Source organism: Bacillus sp. LJBS17, assembly GCF_019334685.1.
Lineage (GTDB): Bacteria > Bacillota > Bacilli > Bacillales > Bacillaceae > Bacillus > Bacillus subtilis.
Genome location: NZ_CP079759.1, coordinates 3,624,947 through 3,645,383, shown reverse-complemented (window position 1 = coordinate 3,645,383; position 20,437 = coordinate 3,624,947). Strand labels below are relative to the sequence as shown.

The 20,437-nt window shown below is 36.3% G+C and carries 15 protein-coding genes; 8 read left to right on the top strand and 7 right to left on the bottom strand.

Annotated elements, in window-relative coordinates:
* Nucleotides 1-10: 10 nt before the first annotated feature.
* The 6 genes from KXZ66_RS18840 to KXZ66_RS18815 form a co-directional block, all read right to left on the bottom strand.
* The gene (locus tag KXZ66_RS18840) at nucleotides 11-1,870 is read right to left on the bottom strand and encodes a CDP-glycerol glycerophosphotransferase family protein (protein ID WP_219144983.1); all 1,860 of its coding nucleotides are present in this window, start codon (nucleotides 1,868-1,870) and stop codon (nucleotides 11-13) included.
* Nucleotides 1,871-1,888: 18 nt separating this feature from the next.
* The gene (locus KXZ66_RS18835; RefSeq protein ID WP_024571914.1) at nucleotides 1,889-3,058 is read right to left on the bottom strand and encodes a CDP-glycerol glycerophosphotransferase family protein; all 1,170 of its coding nucleotides are present in this window, start codon (nucleotides 3,056-3,058) and stop codon (nucleotides 1,889-1,891) included.
* A 3-nt stretch (nucleotides 3,059-3,061) separates the two neighbouring features.
* On the bottom strand, nucleotides 3,062-4,087 hold the full coding sequence (locus KXZ66_RS18830) for a ribitol-5-phosphate dehydrogenase (protein ID WP_003235523.1): 1,026 nt from the start codon (nucleotides 4,085-4,087) through the stop codon (nucleotides 3,062-3,064).
* Entirely contained in the window at nucleotides 4,084-4,797 is a 714-nt protein-coding gene (locus KXZ66_RS18825) for an IspD/TarI family cytidylyltransferase (protein ID WP_003235520.1), read from the bottom strand. Before KXZ66_RS18825 ends, KXZ66_RS18830 begins: the two co-directional genes overlap by 4 nt.
* 88 nt (nucleotides 4,798-4,885) lie before the next feature.
* Nucleotides 4,886-6,037: a CDP-glycerol glycerophosphotransferase family protein gene (locus KXZ66_RS18820; protein WP_103803445.1), complete on the bottom strand. Its 1,152-nt coding sequence runs from the start codon at nucleotides 6,035-6,037 to the stop codon at nucleotides 4,886-4,888.
* A 95-nt stretch (nucleotides 6,038-6,132) separates the two neighbouring features.
* The gene (locus KXZ66_RS18815) at nucleotides 6,133-6,906 is read right to left on the bottom strand and encodes a WecB/TagA/CpsF family glycosyltransferase (RefSeq protein WP_029318765.1); all 774 of its coding nucleotides are present in this window, start codon (nucleotides 6,904-6,906) and stop codon (nucleotides 6,133-6,135) included.
* 507 nt (nucleotides 6,907-7,413) lie between these two features.
* On the opposite strand from KXZ66_RS18815, the gene tagD reads away from it, so the two are divergent.
* From tagD to tagH, 6 genes are all read left to right on the top strand, one after another.
* Nucleotides 7,414-7,803, top strand: a complete 390-nt coding sequence (tagD, locus tag KXZ66_RS18810; protein WP_024571912.1) for a glycerol-3-phosphate cytidylyltransferase — start codon at nucleotides 7,414-7,416, stop codon at nucleotides 7,801-7,803.
* A gap of 93 nt (nucleotides 7,804-7,896) precedes the next feature.
* Complete coding sequence (locus KXZ66_RS18805) at nucleotides 7,897-9,087, top strand: CDP-glycerol glycerophosphotransferase family protein (protein WP_141949242.1); 1,191 nt, start codon at nucleotides 7,897-7,899, stop codon at nucleotides 9,085-9,087.
* Nucleotides 9,088-9,128: 41 nt separating this feature from the next.
* Nucleotides 9,129-12,353: a CDP-glycerol glycerophosphotransferase family protein gene (locus tag KXZ66_RS18800; RefSeq protein WP_049140501.1), complete on the top strand. Its 3,225-nt coding sequence runs from the start codon at nucleotides 9,129-9,131 to the stop codon at nucleotides 12,351-12,353.
* Between the two features lie 16 nt (nucleotides 12,354-12,369).
* The gene (locus KXZ66_RS18795; protein ID WP_049140502.1) at nucleotides 12,370-13,584 is read left to right on the top strand and encodes a glycosyltransferase family 4 protein; all 1,215 of its coding nucleotides are present in this window, start codon (nucleotides 12,370-12,372) and stop codon (nucleotides 13,582-13,584) included.
* A 215-nt stretch (nucleotides 13,585-13,799) separates the two neighbouring features.
* Complete coding sequence (gene tagG, locus KXZ66_RS18790; protein ID WP_003235506.1) at nucleotides 13,800-14,627, top strand: teichoic acids export ABC transporter permease subunit TagG; 828 nt, start codon at nucleotides 13,800-13,802, stop codon at nucleotides 14,625-14,627.
* Nucleotides 14,628-14,646: 19 nt separating this feature from the next.
* On the top strand, nucleotides 14,647-16,230 hold the full coding sequence (gene tagH / locus KXZ66_RS18785) for a teichoic acids export ABC transporter ATP-binding subunit TagH (protein WP_151870018.1): 1,584 nt from the start codon (nucleotides 14,647-14,649) through the stop codon (nucleotides 16,228-16,230).
* A 38-nt stretch (nucleotides 16,231-16,268) separates the two neighbouring features.
* On the opposite strand, the gene galU is transcribed toward tagH, so the two are convergent.
* Nucleotides 16,269-17,147 (bottom strand): UTP--glucose-1-phosphate uridylyltransferase GalU, encoded by an 879-nt coding sequence (gene galU, locus KXZ66_RS18780; protein WP_003227944.1) that lies wholly within the window; start codon nucleotides 17,145-17,147, stop codon nucleotides 16,269-16,271.
* Between the two features lie 340 nt (nucleotides 17,148-17,487).
* On the opposite strand from galU, the gene KXZ66_RS18775 reads away from it, so the two are divergent.
* Both KXZ66_RS18775 and KXZ66_RS18770 read left to right on the top strand, forming a co-directional pair.
* A complete protein-coding gene (locus KXZ66_RS18775; protein WP_103803397.1) occupies nucleotides 17,488-18,855 on the top strand; it encodes an alpha-glucosyltransferase N-terminal domain-containing protein in 1,368 nt (455 codons plus the stop codon).
* A 34-nt stretch (nucleotides 18,856-18,889) separates the two neighbouring features.
* The gene (locus tag KXZ66_RS18770; RefSeq protein WP_103803398.1) at nucleotides 18,890-20,410 is read left to right on the top strand and encodes a glycosyltransferase; all 1,521 of its coding nucleotides are present in this window, start codon (nucleotides 18,890-18,892) and stop codon (nucleotides 20,408-20,410) included.
* Nucleotides 20,411-20,437 lie beyond the last annotated feature (27 nt).

Below are 20,437 nucleotides of genomic sequence, written 5' to 3'. Positions count from 1 at the left end.
TGTTTTTGATTTATCTTTTAAGAACTTTATCCTCTGATGGCTCTTCTTCCTGAGGGAAAACAATTTGATCGACGACTCGCTCACTTGCTTTTCCATCAAGATCATCGAAGAAATAATGAACAAATGAATCAATTTGCTCAAAGTTATACTTCTCTTCTTTAATGATCGAAATCATTTGCTCAGACGTTTTCGCAAGAGGGCCAGGAATAAAGTCAAAGTAATCGTAATAGAAATCACGTTTGCGAATATAATCATCTACATCATAGCTGAAGAAGATCATTGGTTTATTTAATAAAGCATACTCAAAGCAAACAGAAGAGTAATCCGTTATCAGAATATCTGTTACGAGCAATAGCTCGTTAATTTCCCTGAACGAAGAGAAATCATAAAAGAAATCGCTGTACTGATAAGGAATATTGGCATCGTTTCGTACGAATGGATGAATTTTGAATAAGAAGATATATTCATCCTTTAACTCACGATACAGACGGTCAAAATCAAGCACTTCAAAAGGATAATGAGCTGATTGCTGACCGTTTCCGCGGAAGGTTGGAGCAAAAAGAATGACCTTTTTGTCCTTTAGAAACGGATATTCCGTATAAAGGCGTTCTTTTACAAATGCCTTCTTCGCTTCATCAAAGAAAAAGTCTGTTCGCGGTACGCCCGTAGCAATGACGTTCTCAATGTCTACCCCAAAGCCCTCTGCGTAGTGCTTCCGTATATTTTCAGAGCTGACAATAACCTTCGTGTAGTTTCTATGGTTTTTTGAATGCGGTGACGGTCCTCCCGGCAGACCTATTCGGCTGTAGCCGAATGTCTTAAAGGCGCCGACAGCATGCCACAGCTGGACAAGGTCCGCATTTTTACGGATTTTTAACGGATAAATAATCGGATAAAAATCATCTATAAAAATGATTTTGCTTGTCGCAAAATGATAAGCCATAGACATCAGTTCAGACAGGCTTTTTCTATCTCGAATGCTGCTCTTTAAGAAAAATTTGAAATCAAAATTTTCTTCACGTTTCAGCAGCTCTTCATAAACAAATTCGAAGTTTCCTGTCATATCAAGCCGGCTGTCAGAAGCAAAGACAATTTTATTAGACTTAATTGGAAGCAGGCGGAATACATCATAAGCAAAATGGAATAAGCTTGTATTCAGCTTGCGCAAAAAGCGGTTTGCCTCTTTTCCAGTATCCAGCTCCAAAAGGCTCGGATCAATTTCCTGCAGTTTGTTGCAAGACAAATTAATCGTCTTTTCGCCCTCATCATAATTAACGATCAAATTGAACTTCATCAGCTTTTTAGCAGAATGAAATTCCATTTTTGTGGCATACACATCATTAGATAGGAAACTACTGACATTTCCAACTGTGTGCACTTCCTGATGTTTTACATTTTGGTCATCTACAGCTTCAATCTCGAGAAACAGCTTATACTCGCCCTGCGGAAGAGGCTTGTCATTCATCAGCTTAGAAAAGTTAATCTGCTGTGAAAATCCTGCCCACTTATAGGCTCCAGGCACATTTGAAGTATCAATTGACAGCTTATCTACCGGAACATCCCGCAGTGAAACAGCTGTAAATAAAACACCGTTGTTCACCAATAATAAACGTTTTCGAACCTGATCCTCTTTTTGAAGCGGCAGGCCCTTGATATACATATAACCCGCAATTTTTAGGATTGACCCATTCCAAGAAAACTCAGAAATCTTTCTGACAGGGACTTGCTGATTTTCTTCAATTCGCTTCGTTTTATCAAATAGAGAAAAAACCCTGTTATCAGCTGGATGGACAATGACAGCTGCATTTTCTTTTTGCGTTTTCTTTTTTGATCTGAAAAGTCTGTTCTTAATCTTTCTTGCCAGCTTCACTTTGTACCTCACTTTCTCCTAATCGGCACCAGATGTTAAAAATGATGAAATAAAATCGGCCACCCGCTCTGAAGATTTGCCGTCCTGATGGGTGATAAATGCCTGTGAAAAATCTTCAATACGTTTCGTATCAGCCTCGTGATCACTCTCGATATCGTGTACAAGCGATGGAACGTCTTTCGAAATCGGCCCGGGTACAAACGATTCAAACGGGTAGTAGAAATCACGTTCTTCCAAGTAGTCTTCTAAATCCGGACAGTAAAAATACATCGGACGTTTCAGCAGGCTGTACTCGAAAATAACTGAAGAATAATCGGTTATCAGCCCATCAGAGATTGCCATCAAATCGTACAAAGAGTACGAATCAGTTAAATCCAGCACAAAATCATCCTCTTCCGTGTGCGCATGTTTGCGCATATACGGATGAAGATGGAGGATCACGACATAATCTTTATGGTTTAGCGCCGATTTTAATTGTAGCAGATCAAGCGGTATAGCGTCACCCTCTTGATGATGTCCGCTGCCTCGAAAAGTAGGAGCATACAAAAGCTTTTTTTTATGCTTCAGTTCAGGATAAACCCGATGAAACTCATCCAGTACAGTGCGAATATGTTCCTTATGATAAAAATAATCCGTTCTTGGAATGCCGAGCGGCAAAATCTGCTTTTGCTCCATTTGAAAGGCTTCGGCGAAATGCGGAACGGCAGCGGGTGCACTGACAATGGCATAATCATAGTTTGAATGCACGGGAACAATCTTCAAATAATCAGAAGAAGGGCCGAACGGCTTGTTCACAATGCTGTAGCCAAATTTTTTAAACGCGCCGCAAGCATGCCAAAGCTGGATGGCAACAGTTTCCTTTCGTTTTGGCACAACATACAAAGGAAAATAATAATCATCCAACAAAAGCACGCGGCATGTTGCAAGGTGATATAACGAGCTGAAAAGGTGAAGCAAATATGCAGCTCGTCCAATCAGCCCCTTATCCATCTTGCGGAACAGCAGGGTGATGCGAAGAGACGGATCTTGCTTCAGCTTTTCATAGACACCTTTAAAATTATCACTTAAATGATCCTCACGATAGGAAGCTATGACAATTTTGTTGTGCTGTACTGGTAATAAAGCGCTCAATAGTTTATAAGCAGTGCCGAATACTCCTTTTACAATTCGTGTAAGGAATGTTTTCACTGTTTAAATTTCCCATTCAATAACAGTTTTTCCCCAAGATGAAGTCAAATCTGCTTCAAACGCGTTTGTAATTTCCTCAATACTGCGTACCGGGAAGCGTCCGCCAACTAATGTTTCTAAATAATCAACGACTTCAGGGTATTGAGCTAAAAAGTCTACAGTACGGGCAAAATCCTCGCGTCCGCTGCGGCTGCTGCCGATCAGCGTAATCCCTTTTTCAAGCACCATTCTTGTTTCAATTTCAACAGGGTATTCAGACACGCCTAGGAGCGCTACACACGCTTCAGGATGGACATGGGCAATGATTTGCTCAATTGCGCTTTCGCTGCCGCGTCCGCCCACGCATTCAAAGGCATGATCAATTCTGACATCTTCAGGAATGTCGTTAATTTGATAAGCTGCATCAACAAAAGAAAAATGATCAAGCTTGTAAGGTGTTTTTCCGAAAATAAACACCTTGCTGTCTGGATATTTTTTCTTCAGTAGAAGCGTCATGATAAATCCGAGATTTCCGTCCCCCCAGACACCGAATGTGTCACGCTTCTTATGCGCCATGCGCTCAAAGCGGGAAAGCGCGTGAACTGCAATTGTAATAAGCTCAGTGAAGGCTGCGACATGCGGATTAATGCTGTCTGGAAGCTCAACAAGCCGATCAGGCGCCATGAACATATAATCCTGCATAAATCCATCATAACCGCTTGAACGGAATCTGCTGGAACGCAGGTAATTCTCTGCGATGACTTCATGCTCTTCAACCGGTGTATTTGGCACCATAACAACCCGGGTTCCGACTTTAAATGTGCCTGTTGGATCAAACATGACTTTTCCGATCCCTTCATGGATCAGAGCCATCGGCAGTTTTTTGTCCATCGCTTCTTTGCCGCGTGAGCCAGTATAATAACGCTGGTCTGCAGCACAGATGGATAAATGGGTAGGACGGACGACGACCTTATCTGAATGGACAACTTTATCTTTATATGTCACTTCAAATTGTCGGGCAGAAACTAAACGATATGTTTGATTAATCATTGTGAAATTCGCTCCTGTAAAATGGCATTAGCCACTTTTAAGTCATATGGTGTCGTTACTTTAATGTTAAAGACTTCACCGCGGACCAGCTTCACTTTTTCACCCGCTAACGAGCAGATCTTGCAAGCGTCAGTAAGGACAGCTTTTTGCTCATCGGACAGTTTATTATAAAGCTCGACCAATTTGCTGATCCGGAAGCTTTGCGGTGTTTGCCCCTGATACATGTTATCGCGGACAGGGATATCAGAAATAAATTCCTGGTCTTCTGAAGCAATAATTGTATCAATGGCTGAGATAACAGTATCAACCGCGCCGTATTGAAGAACAGCATCAATGTTTTCATCGATAATGCGATGAGTGAGAAACGGACGCACAGAATCGTGAGTGATGATCACGTCATCATCCTGAATACCGAATTCTTTTTCAATATAGCGGATGCCGCTCATAATAGATTCATTACGGTCGCTGCCGCCTTCAACGACAATCAGGCGATCATCCTGCCCGATGAATTTCTTTAAAATGTCTTTTGTATGGTTAATCCACTCTTTAGGGGAGACGATTAAAATCTTATCGAAACGGTCATTTAATAAAAACTTTTCAACCGTATGAATGATAATTGGGCGTTTATTTAACGGCAAAAACTGTTTTGGCATATTAACGTTCCCCATGCGGGAACCTTTTCCACCGGCTAGAATCTCAGCATAAATCATAAAATGACTCCTTCCTTACTACAACTCATAATGTTTTATAAAAGGTTTTCATATTATTTGCAATACCGATCTCTATTATATATAAAGATCAGTTTAATTTCTCATTTACATAGCTTAAAAGCAGCTTGCTGGCATTCCCTCTCGAGTACAGATTCCATTCACGTGAAAAGCGCTCCACTTCAGATTGAAGCCTGTTCATATCTTTCAGCTGGTCCAAGAGCATTCCTGAATCACGGCAAGGAACCCCAGGGATTACCTCTGTATAATGGCGGATTAAACCGCGGGTTCTGTTGTAAGCCTCCATATCATACGTATAAAACAAAATGGGTTTGTCCAGCAAAGCAAATTCAAAAGGGACAGAAGAATAATCTGATATTAACAGATCACTCATTTTTAAAAGGTCTGCAAGAGGGAGATCTGATACGTCTTTTATCCACGCACTATCCCCATGCAATTGAGCAGATTGCTTCATAACAGGATGAAGTTTTACTGCAAGTAAATATTCTCCTTTTAAATCATGCTGCAGCTGTTTTTCTGAAAACGGCAGCGAAAAGCTTTCAAACTGATGATCCCTAAAGGTTGGCGCATACAGGATGATTTTTTTCTCTGCTGGCAGGTGATATTTGCTTTTAAGGTCATTGCTGTTTTCTTTCACCTCATAGTAAGCATCGGTTAAAGGCACGCCAAACCGAAGAAATTTATCACCTTTTATATCGAAGAATTCCTTGAATATGTCAGCCATATGTTCAGAACCGACGACAATCCGGTCAAATGAAGCATACACTTTGCGAAAGCGTCTCACGTCAGCCCGCGAACGATTCTGTGTGTTGATATCCTTTAACCCAAATCGTTTAAACGCTCCATTCGCATGCCAAACTTGGATACACTCGATATCAGGTCTGCAGGTCAAAACGGTTGTCAAAACAAAATAGTTATCAACAATCACAGCTTTACTGCTCAGCATAGAAAAGACCGCTTTATATATATGAAGCGGGTGTTTTTCGTTAATAACTGAAACAGTAAGCTCAGGAAATTCTGTTTCCAGCGATTTGGCATGCTGGGTCAGAAGTACATGAATGGGAAATGAGTAGTGTCCCATCTGATATTCCTTTAATATTGCCCGGGCATTATCAGGAAAGGAAACAAGAAGGGTCACTTGACTTCCCGGTTTGACCCAAAACAGCAATGCGCCGATGACTTTGATGAACAAATAGTAAAAAAACGCAAACCAGGATTTCAATCTGTCATCAGCTCAAAACGGCTGCCGCGGATTGTCGGCAGGCACAGCGAAAGATTCATGCATTTCATTACATACCATAGCTCCTTTAAGGCCCATTACAGATGGCGTGATTGATCTTTGACCTGTCCCGTATATTGCGGCTTTGCTGAAGTTCGTTCATGTTTCAGCACGGCTGTAACATACTTAGGAATGCTAAGCATTCTTCTCCAGCGCGCAGGGTTTGTGATCAGCCTGTACATCCATTCAAGGTGAAAACGGATAAAAAATGAGGGCGCTCTTTTGACATTGCCGCTGAACACATCAAAGCTTCCGCCCAGCCCTACAGAAACAGCCTGAGGGAATAGATGTCGGTATTTATGGATAAAGAACTCCTGATTAGGATAACCTAAAGCAACAAATACCATGTCAGGATTTGAGGCTGCGATCTTGTCTGCCACCTCATGTTGATTCTTCACATAACCGTCAGAATATCCGGCAATTTCAATCCCAGGATAATCACGTTCGACTCGCTCGATTGTCTGAGCAATCACATGCTTAGCTGCACCGTAAAAGAAAACCCGTTTTTTCTTTTGATCAGCCTTCTCAAGCAAAGATGTAAACAAATCATAACCGGCGATTCTGGATTGAAGCGGCTTACCAATTAGCTTGGAAACCAACACAACACCAATGCCATCCGGCAAAATAAAATCAGCAGATGAAAGAACCGCTTCATAACGCGGATTTTGCATCGCTTCAAATCCGATTTCAGGATTCGCTGTTACGATGAACGCACCTTTATTCTGGTCCAAAAATGACGTTTCTAAATGTGATACAAATGAAGTCAGTTCACCGTCTACAAAATCTAATTGATTAATGGGTTTCGTTTGCATCGTATCAACCCTCCTTTTCATCTATATGTCTATAAAAAACACGTGTCATTCGTATAGTTTGATTAAAGACTCTTTGTCTGAAAACATTTTACTCTATCTTACCACAAAAATCTTTAGGAACTTTTAACATTCACATTACAATTCCTTCACGTTTTGACGATGAATTAATATGAGGAGGGCGTACAAAATAAATGACGCAGCAGAAAGAAAATCGTTTCACTTAAAAACGCGACAAAAGATTCGATTTTTTCGAAAAAGAAAACTTGTTATAATGGGTATGGATAAGACATTAGACCTGTAAAAAATATACATCAATACAACGATGATACCAAAAAATGCTGGTGATTGACATTTTTAAAGAGCCTTAACTTTTATAGGAACTTATGCTATTATTGTTCAATATTAATGGTACGTAAAAAATGTGTCGAAATTATAAACAATCTGTTAAGGTTTGTGGTTTTTTTCTGGTACTCTCAGTTGAAAACAGTTGGAAGGTGATGTTATCTGATGAAGAAAGTGATAACGTACGGAACATTTGATTTATTTCATTATGGACACATGAAGCTGCTACAAAGAGCAAAAAATCTGGGTGATTACTTAATCGTGGGATTATCTACAGATGAATTTAATCTTCAAAAACAAAAAAAATCGCATCATTCCTATGAACATCGAAAATTCATTTTAGAAACAATTGATTTTGTGGATGAAGTGATTCCCGAAAAAAACTGGGAACAAAAAATTTCAGATATTCAAAAGTACGATATAGATACATTTGTGATCGGCGATGATTGGAAAGGGAAATTTGACTTCTTAAAGGAATATTGTGAGGTCATTTACCTTCCAAGAACAGAAGGCATTTCAACTACCAAAATAAAAAAAGACATGGCTAGTTTATAGAAGCACTAATTTAAAGAGGCTTGAAGTAATTCAGTTGCTTCTTTTTTTCTTGTTTGCGCAAATATAAATTTTTTACTCTTTAAGGAGTTCATTATGAAATCTTTTATTTTACAAAAATGCAGAAGTTTATTAGTCAGGGTGTATTCAGTTCTTTTTAAGACTTTTGCTCTTCTGCCAAGAAACAATAAATTAATTTTATTTGAAAGCTACTCAGGAAAACAGTTTAGCTGCAATCCCCGAGCAATCTATGAATATTTACAGGAAAATAAAGATCAATATGATTATAAAATGATATGGAGCATTGATAAACGATATTTGTCGGCATTAGACGGCGTAGATGCAGCATATATAAAAAGGTTTTCTTTTAAGTGGATTTGGTACATGGCTACAGCGAAATATTGGATTACAAACAGCCGGCTCCCTTTATGGATTCCAAAACCAAAAAACACATTGTATGTACAGACGTGGCACGGCACTCCGCTAAAAAAACTTGCTAATGATATGGATGAAGTGCATATGCCCGGAACCACAACTGAAAAATATAAACAGAATTTTCTGCAGGAAGCAAGCAAATGGGATTATTTGATTTCTCCTAATGCTTATTCGACTGAAATTTTTAAACGGGCATTTCAATTTAAAAAACAAATTTTAGAAACAGGTTATCCGAGAAATGATTATTTATTTTCGCCAAAAACACATAACGAGAAAAATAATATAAAGCAGAAGCTCGGTATAGATATAAGTAAAAAAGTTATTTTATACGCACCTACATGGCGTGACAACCTATATCATAAAAAAGGCGCCTATAAATTCGATATTCATTTGAATTTAAAAAAATTAAAAGAACATCTAGGCGATGAATATGTTGTTATACTTCGAATGCATTATTTAGTAGCTGATGTTATTGAGTTAGAAGGCTTAGAAGAATTTGCATATGACCTGTCTATGTATAAGGATATTCGTGAACTATATTTTATTTCAGATATCTTAATTACTGATTACTCTTCTGTATTCTTTGATTTTGGGTCACTTAAAAAACCTATTATCTTTTTTGTTCCCGATATTGAAACATACAGGGATAAATTAAGAGGGTTTTATTATGACTTTGAAAGTGAAGCTCCTGGACCGTTATTGATGACCACAGAGGAAGTAATTAAAACTATTCATGATGTCGAAAGTTTTGATTATATTACTAACGATAATTATCAGAAATTTCATAGTAAGTTTTGTTATTTAGAAGCAGGCGAGTCAACAAAGAGAGTTGTAAAAAGGATTTTTGGATAATAGGAAGTCATTTAAAAGCAAGCAGAGAAAGGCGAGGCTTAATGGACTACGGCATATATTTAATAAACATAAAAGTTGAAAACGAAAATATCATATTGGATCTGATGTGTGAAAAAAAGGATTTTTATGATCACTTTTTTAGTAGAATAAAGAATGTTGTTCTTACAACTTTTAATGGGCACATAGATATCTTATCTAATATCTCTTTACTTAGCGATGAAGGCATCATGAAAGTTGTTATCCCGTTAAATGAGCTTAAGTCTTGTTCGGATCGAACAGTTTTTAAACTGAAGCTTATTTTAGATAATGATGAAGTTTTTATTGATATCCTAAACCATTTAAATGATACATTTAAACTGGTTATTGACGGATCTGTGCTAGAGTTGGTTCCACAAGAGAATGATAATTTAATCATAAATAAAACAAGCCTTTCCGAATTGGCTTTTGTTGTTGAAAATGTCCAAATGTCATTAAATTGCACTACCTTTTTTGGATCTCATTCATTTTTCTTTTTAAATAACTCAGTCAAATTCATAAATTGTTACTTAGAAAACGAAGTAACTAAGGAACAATTATTAATACCAAAGAAATCTTTTGTACTATTAGAAGACTCAACTTTTGAAATATCCTTAGCAATGAAAGATTATCCTTTATATCAAGGTAATTGGTACTTTTATACTGAAGTTAAGGTAGGTGAAGAGCAGTTTACAGTTAAAATGAAAACTGATATTAATGCTGCTTTACAAACCAAGGAGTTTTTTACTGAAAATGGCGAACTCTTTGTTCATAATGTTGCTCAAAATCAAAATGAAGAATTGCTAATTAACATTTCAAAATTTAATGAACAGTTAATTCAAACTAAAGTTCATCATTTAAGCATCGATAATAATAATTTTCATATAAAATGTGAGGTCATTCCAAATGAGAATGAGCAAATTTTTATAAAAAAATTAGTTTTTATCAATAGAAAAACTGAAGATAAGCACATGGTTCATTTGCAGGAAAATGATCATGATAATGGATTTTTACAGGTAAGTGTTCCTTTTTTAAGACAAAGCTTCTTTGAGACTGATGGAATATGGGATGTTTATCTAGATTTTGATACAAACGGTTTAACAGTTAGCCAAAGATTATCTTTTGATTCTGCAAATGATAAATCCGCAGGTAAATTTATTAGTCTGCCTAAAACCATTTACAATTCTAAAGGAAGCATTAAAAGAGCACGTATGTATGCTACTCTAGATAACAATTTAGCAGTTTTAATAAAAGATTCAGCGATTTATGGAGATATATCTTATATACATCATGATGGTGATGATGTAATAGTTAAAGGTTCTATAGAGATATTAGATACAGATTTTGAAATTGATAGTATTTTTTTAGCAAATGAGAATGAGCAAAAAATTTATTTTAATAATAACCTTGAAAAGAGAAAAAATTCTTCTTGGCGATTTGAGAGCAGGCTTAAAATAAATAAAGCAGATATAGATGTAATGAATCATTTCATATTTGATTTTTATATCTCAATTCTTATAAAGGATCAAGAATATGTAGTAAAACTGAAGTCGAACTTGGACAATATTTTAGATAAATCACAATCTCATGTTTATCCGGAGTTTATAATTAAAGATATTAAACCGTTCTCAATACAGCCTAAGTTTAATAAGTTAAATGAATTATCTTTTGTTTTTTCTTCTTATATTAATGCTGAATGCACAGGTATAATCAGCAAAAATAAAGAAATAGAAATTCGCTTAGCTATTGAAAAAAATAATTTGATATACGATAAAATTTATTTGAAGTTAAGAGACAAGAATAGCAGTTCGATCTTGCTAGAACCCGCACTAAAACAGGAACAGGAAGACTATAAAGAAATTGTGTTTTTAATAAATGTAAGTGAAGCTAAGAGTTATGGCTTGGAAAAACAAATGCAATACGATGTTGGTCTATGTTTATTAATTAATGATAAGTATGTTGAGTCATCAATAAAAATAAAAGATTTGAAACTAATAAATAGTAAGTCAACATTTAAATCTGGTGCAATTAAAATGAATAATTCCCTCTTTTTATCTGCTTTTATTGATAAAAGAAACTCTCATTTAAAGTTAGAATTGAGGGACATAAAGGCCACTGAGAAGAAATCGGAAAAAATAAGGTTTATATTTGCGGGACTGGTTGCAAAAATTTTAAAGCCGTTTGTTAATAAACCAGTGTGGTTTGTTGGAGAGAATTTAGGAGAAGTAGCACAGGATAATGGGTTTGCATTTTTTGAATACTGTGTTCGAAATAAAAGACACGAAAAATACTACTATGTAAGTAAGGAAGATAACAAAAACCCTGATAACATTTCAAAATATCCGAAAAACATTATAACTTATGACAGTTTTAAACATCTCGTATTTTATCACTTAAGTGAATATTTAATTGTAAGCCATGGTATTAGAGATGTTATCCCTAGTGTCATTCATAATAAAATGAGTGAAAATCCAAAAGAAATTATCTATTTGCAGCATGGCATCATTGCAATGAAAAAATTGAGTTTTAATAGAAAGTCATATAACAGTAAGATTAAAAAGTTTGTCGTTTCATCTGATTACGAAAAGCACATTTTAGTGAAGGAAATGAATTTTAAAAAAGATCAAGTGATGGTTACAGGATTATCGAGATTTGATACATTGATTGACAACAGTACAAAGGTGCAACCCAAACAAATACTCCTTATTCCGACTTGGAGAGAGTGGATTGACGACTTTGCAAGTTCGAAATTCTATCTTAAATACAGTGGGTTTTTAAATAATAAGAAACTGCATAAACTTTTAGAAGACAACAATATTATATTGAAGTTCTTCATGCATATAGAACTGCAAAAAAAATATAGTAACTATTTTAAAGATCTGCATAAAAACATAAAATTAGTAAAGGTCGGAGAAGAGAGCGTTAAAAGTCTCGTCAGTGAAAGTTCTTTAATGATAACTGATTACTCAAGCGTAGCTTTTGATTTTAATTATCTGGAAAAGCCTGTAGTCTTTTATCAATTTGATTTACCAGACTATTTACATTACAGAGGGTCTTATGTCAATTTAAAAACAGATTTATTTGGTCAAACAGCTTATACCGATGAGAGCTTATTGGAAATCGTTCAAAAACAAATTGAAAATGATTTCAAGTATGAGAAAAAATACACAGTGAAATCAAAGAAATTTTATAAATATCAGGATAAACAAAATTCAGAACGTATTTATAACCAAATAAAAATGCTTAAATAGAAAGGAGGACAATTTAGTGAAAATTACTTTTTTGGTTTACAATATCTATGGTATGGGCGGAACAGTGAGAACTGTTGCTAACACAGCTAATTATTTGGCTGCCCAAAACTATGACGTTGAAATTATAAGTGTTAGAAGAACAAGGGGTAAACCTATGTTTGATATAGACAAGAGAGTTAAACTGAAACCAATATTTGATGCAAGAAGAGGAAAGCTCTTTGGTAAGAATACACCTTTATATAAGAAAATTATTAAAAGAATTTTAATGAAGATACCAAGTGTGTTTATTGATAAGAATGAAGATCTATATCATATGTTTAATTTATTTGTAGACCTTAAAATTCTAAAAAAACTTTCAGAAATTAATCAGGGTGTACTTATAACGACCATTCCATCTTTTAATTTCTTATCTGCTAAATTTGTTAATCGTAATGTCATTAAAATTGGCCAAGAGCATAAGTATTTTGGCGGATATGAAAAGTCAATTCAAACGAAAATCAGAAAGTATTATAAAAAGCTGGATGCTCTGACATGCTTAACTGATGCAGAAATTAATGATTATCAGAAGCTTCTAATTAAGCATTCTACAGATTTATATAAAATAGAGAATGCAACACACATGCCAAAGGAGAGCTCAAATCTAGAAGAAAAAACAGTAATTGCTGCTGGGAGATTTGTTCATGAAAAAGGTTTTGACCTATTGATTGAAGCATTTGAAAAAGTGGCTCAACAATATCCAGAATGGAAATTGAAGATTTTTGGTGATGGTGTGGAGAAAGATTCATTGCGTCAAATGATATTCGATAAGAAGTTGTATAATAATGTTTTCTTAATGCCAAAAACAGATAACATTATTAATGAGATGGCCAATTCCTCGATATACGCATTGAGCTCAAGAAATGAATCATTCGGAATGGTTATCATTGAAGCTATGTCCGTAGGGGTTCCTTGTGTTAGTTATTCTTGTATTGGTCCTGCTGAAATTATCAAAGATGGTGAAGATGGGGTATTAGTTGAAAGAAATGATGTAGATAAGCTAGCAGAATCTTTAACCACTATAATAAAAGAAGATGATTTGAGGAAAACAATGGGCAGGAATGCGAAGGAAAATGTAAAAAGATACTCATTTGAAGTTGTAGGAAAGAAGTGGGAAAATCTTTTAAATGAGCAAGAATTCAAAAAAAACAAAACTCCCTTAAAAAAGGTTTATTCTCAAATTAAGGTCCAATAATGCTGTAATTAGTATTTCGAGACAAATATCTCGAAATACTTTTTTGTTTACTATATCTATATTTTAGTTAAAAATGAAATGTAAGTTTTTTCACTGACCTTAAACCTGCTATGATGTGAAAAAAACTCTATTATCTGTTACAATATTCACCGGTGCTTTCAAATTTCTTTAACCGAAAGATCCAAAAAATCATTTAAGTCTAAGGAAGATAAACAATGAATGCATTAGTAAGAATCGTAAAAGAGCAAGTGACATCGTTTCCTTTAATTTTGCGCTTAGCTTCGTATGAGACAAAGTCTCAGTATCAGATGAATTATCTTGGCGTATTATGGCAGTTTCTCAATCCTCTCATTCAAATGCTGGCGTATTGGTTTGTATTTGGTATGGGGATTCGTAACAGCAAGCCAGTCATAACAGGTATTGGAGAAGTGCCTTTTATTGTTTGGATGCTGGCTGGTTTGATCCCGTGGTTTTTTATTAGCCCGACGATTCTGGATGGATCAAACAGTGTATTTAAACGGATCAATATGGTGGCGAAAATGAATTTTCCGATCAGTTCACTGCCTTCTGTTGTGATTGCTTCAAATTTATTTAGTTATTTTGTAATGATGGGTGTTTATGTCATTGTGCTTTTAGCAAGCGGTATTTATCCTAGCTTGCATTGGATACAATATATTTACTATTTAATCTGCATGATTGTGTTTATGTTTTCATTTAGCTTGTTTAACTCTACAATCAGTGTGCTTGTCAGAGATTATCAATTTCTGCTGCAGGCCGTAACCAGATTATTGTTCTTTTTACTTCCGATTTTTTGGAATATCTCAGAGCAGCTCGGGAAAAATCACCCGAATCTTCTGCCTGTGCTTAAGCTGAATCCGATTTTTTATCTGATAGAAGGATTTAGGAACAGCTTCTTAGACGGAAAATGGTTTTTCCAAGACATGAAGTACACGCTGTATTTCTGGCTGTTCACATTCCTTTTATTGTTAGTGGGTTCTATTCTGCATATGAAATTCAGAGACAAGTTTGTTGACTTTCTTTAATACGTAAGGAGATTGTACGATGAAACTAAAAGTTTCGTTTCGAAATGTTTCAAAGCAATATCATTTGTATAAAAAACAATCGGACAAGATAAAAGGATTGTTTTTTCCGGCTAAGGATAATGGTTTTTTTGCTGTGCGGAATGTCTCCTTTGACGTGTATGAGGGAGAGACAATCGGCTTTGTAGGGATAAATGGATCAGGGAAATCAACCATGTCTAACCTGCTGGCTAAAATTATTCCGCCGACCAGCGGTGAAATTGAAATGAACGGCCAGCCGTCGCTGATTGCGATTGCTGCCGGTTTAAATAACCAATTAACGGGCCGGGACAATGTCCGGCTCAAGTGTTTGATGATGGGGTTAACCAATAAAGAAATTGATGATATGTATGACAGCATCGTTGAATTTGCCGAGATTGGCGATTTTATTAATCAGCCGGTTAAAAACTATTCTAGCGGGATGAAATCTCGTCTCGGTTTTGCGATTTCCGTGCATATTGACCCTGACATTTTAATAATTGACGAAGCGCTTTCTGTAGGGGACCAAACGTTTTATCAGAAGTGTGTAGACAGAATAAATGAGTTTAAAAAGCAAGGAAAAACGATTTTCTTTGTCAGCCACTCAATCGGTCAGATTGAAAAGATGTGTGACCGTGTTGCTTGGATGCACTATGGCGAGCTTCGTATGTTTGATGAAACAAAAACGGTTGTCAAAGAGTATAAAGCGTTTATTGACTGGTTTAATAAGCTGTCTAAAAAAGAAAAAGAGACATATAAAAAAGAGCAGACGGAAGAGAGGAAGAAAGAAGATCCTGAAGCGTTTGCCCGTTTCCGCCAAAAGAAGAAAAAGCCGAAATCATTGGCTAATGCGGTTCAAATTGCTATTTTGTCTATCCTGACTGTATTCATGGCAGGAACGATGTTCTTTAATGCTCCGCTTCGTACAATTGCTTCGTTTGGCGCTATCCCGCAAAATGAAGTGAAGAATCATCATGGCAATGCAAAGGGCAAGTCAGAGGAACGCTTAACCGCAGTCAATAAGCAAGGGTTTATAGCAAATGAAAAAGCGGCTGCTTATAAAGATCAGGGTTTGAAACAGAAGGCTGACGTTACACTGCCATTCGGTACAGAGGTGACGGTAGCTGCAAAAGGCAAACAAGCAGCGAAAATAAAATTTGACGGGCACTCTTATTATGTGAAAAAGAGCGCTGTTGCAGCTAACATGAAACATGCTGAATTGCATGCCGCTGCATTTACGTCTTATGTCTCGCAAAACGCAGCTTCTTCCTATGAATACTTTCTGAAATTCCTGGGAGACAGCAGAACCAGCATTCAATCCAAGTTGAATGGATATACTGAAGGGGATACGGCTGACGGCAGAAAAACATTAGATTTTGATTATGAAAAAATCAGCTATGTGTTGGAGAATGATAAAGCAACAGAGCTTATTTTTCATAACATTTCTCCTATCACCCCGACGTCACTATCCTTAAGTGATAGCGATGTATTGTATGACAGCAGCAAGAAGCGTTTTCTTGTGAATACAGCTGATCAGGTTTTTGCAGTTGATAATGAAGAGCATACACTGACTTTGATGTTGAAATAAAAAAAGGCTATTGGATGAATGTCCAATAGCCTTTTTGTTTAGATTTCTTCTTTGTTTAGTAAACCTTCCATAAATGGAACGAGCTGATCGCGAAGCTCTTTATCCTGCATCGCAAATTCTAGAGTTGTTGTGATAAAGCCGAGCTTTTCACCAACATCATAACGCTTGCCTTCAAAGTCGTAAGCAAACACTCTTTGAATTTCATTCAGTTTTTGAATGGCGTCTGTGAGCTGAATTTCTCCGCCGGCGCCAACCTGCTGCTCTTCTAAATACATGAAGATCTCAGGCGTGAATACGTAACGGCCTAAGATGGCAAGATTAGAAGGTGCTGTGCCTTTAGGCGGTTTTTCAACGAAGTTTTTCACCTGATAACGGCGGCCTTCACTTGTCAGCGGGTCAATAATGCCGTAGCGGTGGGTTTCTTCTTCAGGCACCTGCTGAACACCGATAATAGAAGAAAGTGTTTTTTCATATTCATCCATTAATTGGCGCAACCCTGGTGTTTCAGCCTGAACAATATCGTCTCCAAGCAGTACCGCAAACGGCTCATCGCCGATAAAGTTGCGCGCGCACCAGACAGCATGTCCGAGACCTTTAGGTTCTTTTTGGCGGATATAGTGAATGTCAGCCAGATTAGAAGCCTTTTTCACTTTTTCAAGCAGCTCAGTTTTTCCTTTTTCTTCTAGGTTTCTTTCAAGCTCAGGAGAGTAATCAAAATGATCCTCAATCGCACGCTTGCTTTTTCCTGTTACGATAATAATATCTTCAATACCGGCTTCAACAGCTTCTTCAATTATGTATTGAATGGTAGGTTTATCAACGATAGGAAGCATTTCTTTCGGCATTGCTTTCGTAGCCGGCAAGAATCTCGTTCCGAGACCTGCGGCAGGGATTATGGCTTTACGTACTTTTTTCAATTTCAAAGCACCTTCCTTAAGAACAGATTTAGGGTCACTCTTTTGAATGCTGAGTATTTAAAATGTTTGAGTTTCTTTTCTCATCAATACCCTATTTTCATTCTGTTAAACACATTTAATCATATAAGAAAAACCAATATTAAACAAGAGTCAATTCAGTGACTTTGGGGTCGAGGAAATACAAAAAAATATCATTAATTGATAGATATAACAGTTTCACCTGATCCGGTATTTCAAGAAATATAACAGCTTCTTCATCTCTAGAGCCTGCTCAGCAAAAGTGATATAATGTAGTTCTGAAAATGTGACTGTACGAATTTATTTGAAAGGTAATAAATAGATGATGACAATTAAGGTTTCTACTCCAAAATTAGCATTTGTTTGTCAAGAGCTGAATGCTGCAAAAAAGTTTAGTATCAATACGATCGATTGGAATTATCCAATGGAAATTGTCACTTTACATCATGAGCCCAATGGGCCTTCTTCTTTTAAAGATACTGCTGTTATTAATATGTACAGCTACTTTAAAGGTTCTGAACCTCAGAAAGATAAAATCAAGCATCCGATTGAACAAGAAGGTTTAACATATATTCAAGAACCAAATAAGCCAATTTATCGTTATTACAATAATGGACGTTATATCAAATATCAAAGGTTTACAGCCTCAGGAGAACTTGCTGTCATTGATTACTTTAATGAAAGCAGGCAAAGATTTAAAAGGGAAGAATATGATTTGTCTGGATATGTACACAGCTTAATGTACATGGATCTGGACACTAACAAACCGAAGCAGCATCTTTATTTAAGGGCAGATGGCACTTGTTATATGACAAAATGGTATAAGAATGATGGAACAACTGAAAAAATTGTCATTTTTGACGAAAAAGAGAATATAGTCAGTGTATTGTATTCAGAAAATGAACTTTCCCGTTATTTTCTGAGCCGCTTGATAAAGGAAGCGGATTATTTATTTATGACTTCTGAAGTTGAGTTATATACTACATTAAAATCTCTTTCAGTTGAATATTCTTCCATGTATCTAGGTTTTATAGAGACGAATGAGATGTTGGAAAAACCTGAAAAGGAAATAGGCCACCTTGATGCTTTCGTGGTTCCTTCCTTGAAGAGATATCATGACATAATTAAAAATACGGGGCCTCGCACAAATATTTATTACGTTTCTGAAGAGCCGTTTACCCGCAAGCGTTTTGTGGACAAACTAATAGATCAGGTGCCATTTAATAATCAATTGAAGGATATGAATGTTGAGCTGTTAATGGCAGAATGGCAATCAAAATCCGATTTATATTTGTCAGCCAAGGTTGAATTTAAAGGCTGCATTCCTCCCCATGCTATTGGCCGCCATAAAATGTATTGGAAGTTAAAAAATAAAAAGAGCGGCACTGAAAGCACGTTTAACGCAAAAGTAAACAGCGAGGAAGAACTAATATTTACCGTAAGCGGTACACTTCGTGTTCACTCTGTATTAGATCAGTTGTCCACCATTGAATTGCATCTCTGTTGCGAGTGGGATAATAGCTTCTTTGCATCAGGTGTGCGAATAACCGGTTCAAAGGAAATTCCATTATCAGAACAAAGTATTTCAGGCTGGCAAGTTACTTTAGAAAAAGAAAATAATTATTTGCGTGTTCAGACTGCCGAGGGATTTCGGAGAAAATTAATGAAACGGCTGTTTGTGAAAAAATAGCAGACAAGGTTTTACCAGAAGAAGGAGCTTGAAGATGAGAAGGATCTTTTCACTAATATATGAAATAGACATTGAAAAAGGCGGCATTACAAGCTCTATGATGTCAAGATCTTTTACATTTGCGGAGCGCGGCCATAAAATCGATTTGGTTACACTTGATTATAAAGACAATTATGATCAGATTGAGCAAGTGCTGAAGAGCGCTGGAAGGCTGCATGCTGATGTAAATATCCTCAATATTTATGATGACTATAAAAATCAGCATAAGCATATAAAAATTGGGGAAGTGCAACAAAGTTACTATGATCAAAATTGTAATCGCTTTGAAGAACCATATGCTGCGCATCATAATGAGGAAAAATTAGAAACGGAATACTTCAAGAATGGCTTATATATAAAAAAGAAAAAATGGGATGAGTCGGATAATCTTTTATATGTAGATCATTTCAATGAAAATATGCAAATGACAAAGCGAGAATTCTTTCATGGCGGTTATGTAAATAAAACTGTGATATTCGATACAAGAAGCGGAAAAATCAATCAAATTCACTACACAGCACCCGACGGTTTCTGTTATTTAACAGAATGGTACCATTTTAAAACAGGAGCCAGTCAAGGAGTTATGCTGTTTGGCCGTGATGAAAAGGAAGCTGTATTTTTCAAAAACAAGCACCAGTTTCATACACATTGGCTTGAAACGTTATGTGAGAAAGAAAAGGACCCTATTATCATCTGTGATGGAGTCGGAAGTGCTTCAAAAGTAAATGAAATGCGTGCAGGATTGGCAAAACGATTTTACTGTGTTCACTCAAATCATTTAGATTATCCTTATACGTTAGGCAGCAAAGTTCGAAACAATCATCAATATGCGATGGAGCATATTAAGGATTATGACGGGCTGATCGTATTAACGAATGAACAAAAAGAAGATATCATGAAGGATTTTGAGTCGAACAATAATATTTTTGTTATTCCTCATGCACCAAGAAGGCTTGAAAAATTACAAACGTATGAAAAAAAGAAAAACGAGTTTGTCATGGTGGCCAGATATCATGAGGAAAAAGGGATCGATAAGGTCATAAAAGCAATGGGAATCGTAAAAAAATCCCGGCCGGATATTGTCCTGAATATATATGGCAGCGGTCCCGGCCATGAGGAATACCAGCAATTGATCGATGATCTTAAGTTAGATAATGTACATTTAAAAGGGTATGTCGCAAATCCTGCTCCATTTTATCAGCAGGCGCTTGCCACATTATTAACATCAAAATTTGAGGGGTTTAGTCTCGCGATTTGTGAATCGTTTTCGTGCGCAACCCCTGTTGTCAGTTTTGATGTGAAATACAGCCCGAGGGAGCTCATAAAAGAACACGAAACGGGAATGCTTGTAGAACCTGATAATATTGACATGCTTGCTGAAAGTATTATTTATTTGTACGACAACCCTGAGAGAGCCATTCAATACGGAAAAAACGCAAAGAACTTAATGGATACTGAATATAGTGAAGCCCGATTATTTGAAAGATGGGAAGAAGTATTTGAAATGACGAAATAGTGCTTTTTTATACTGTTTTTGTTCATT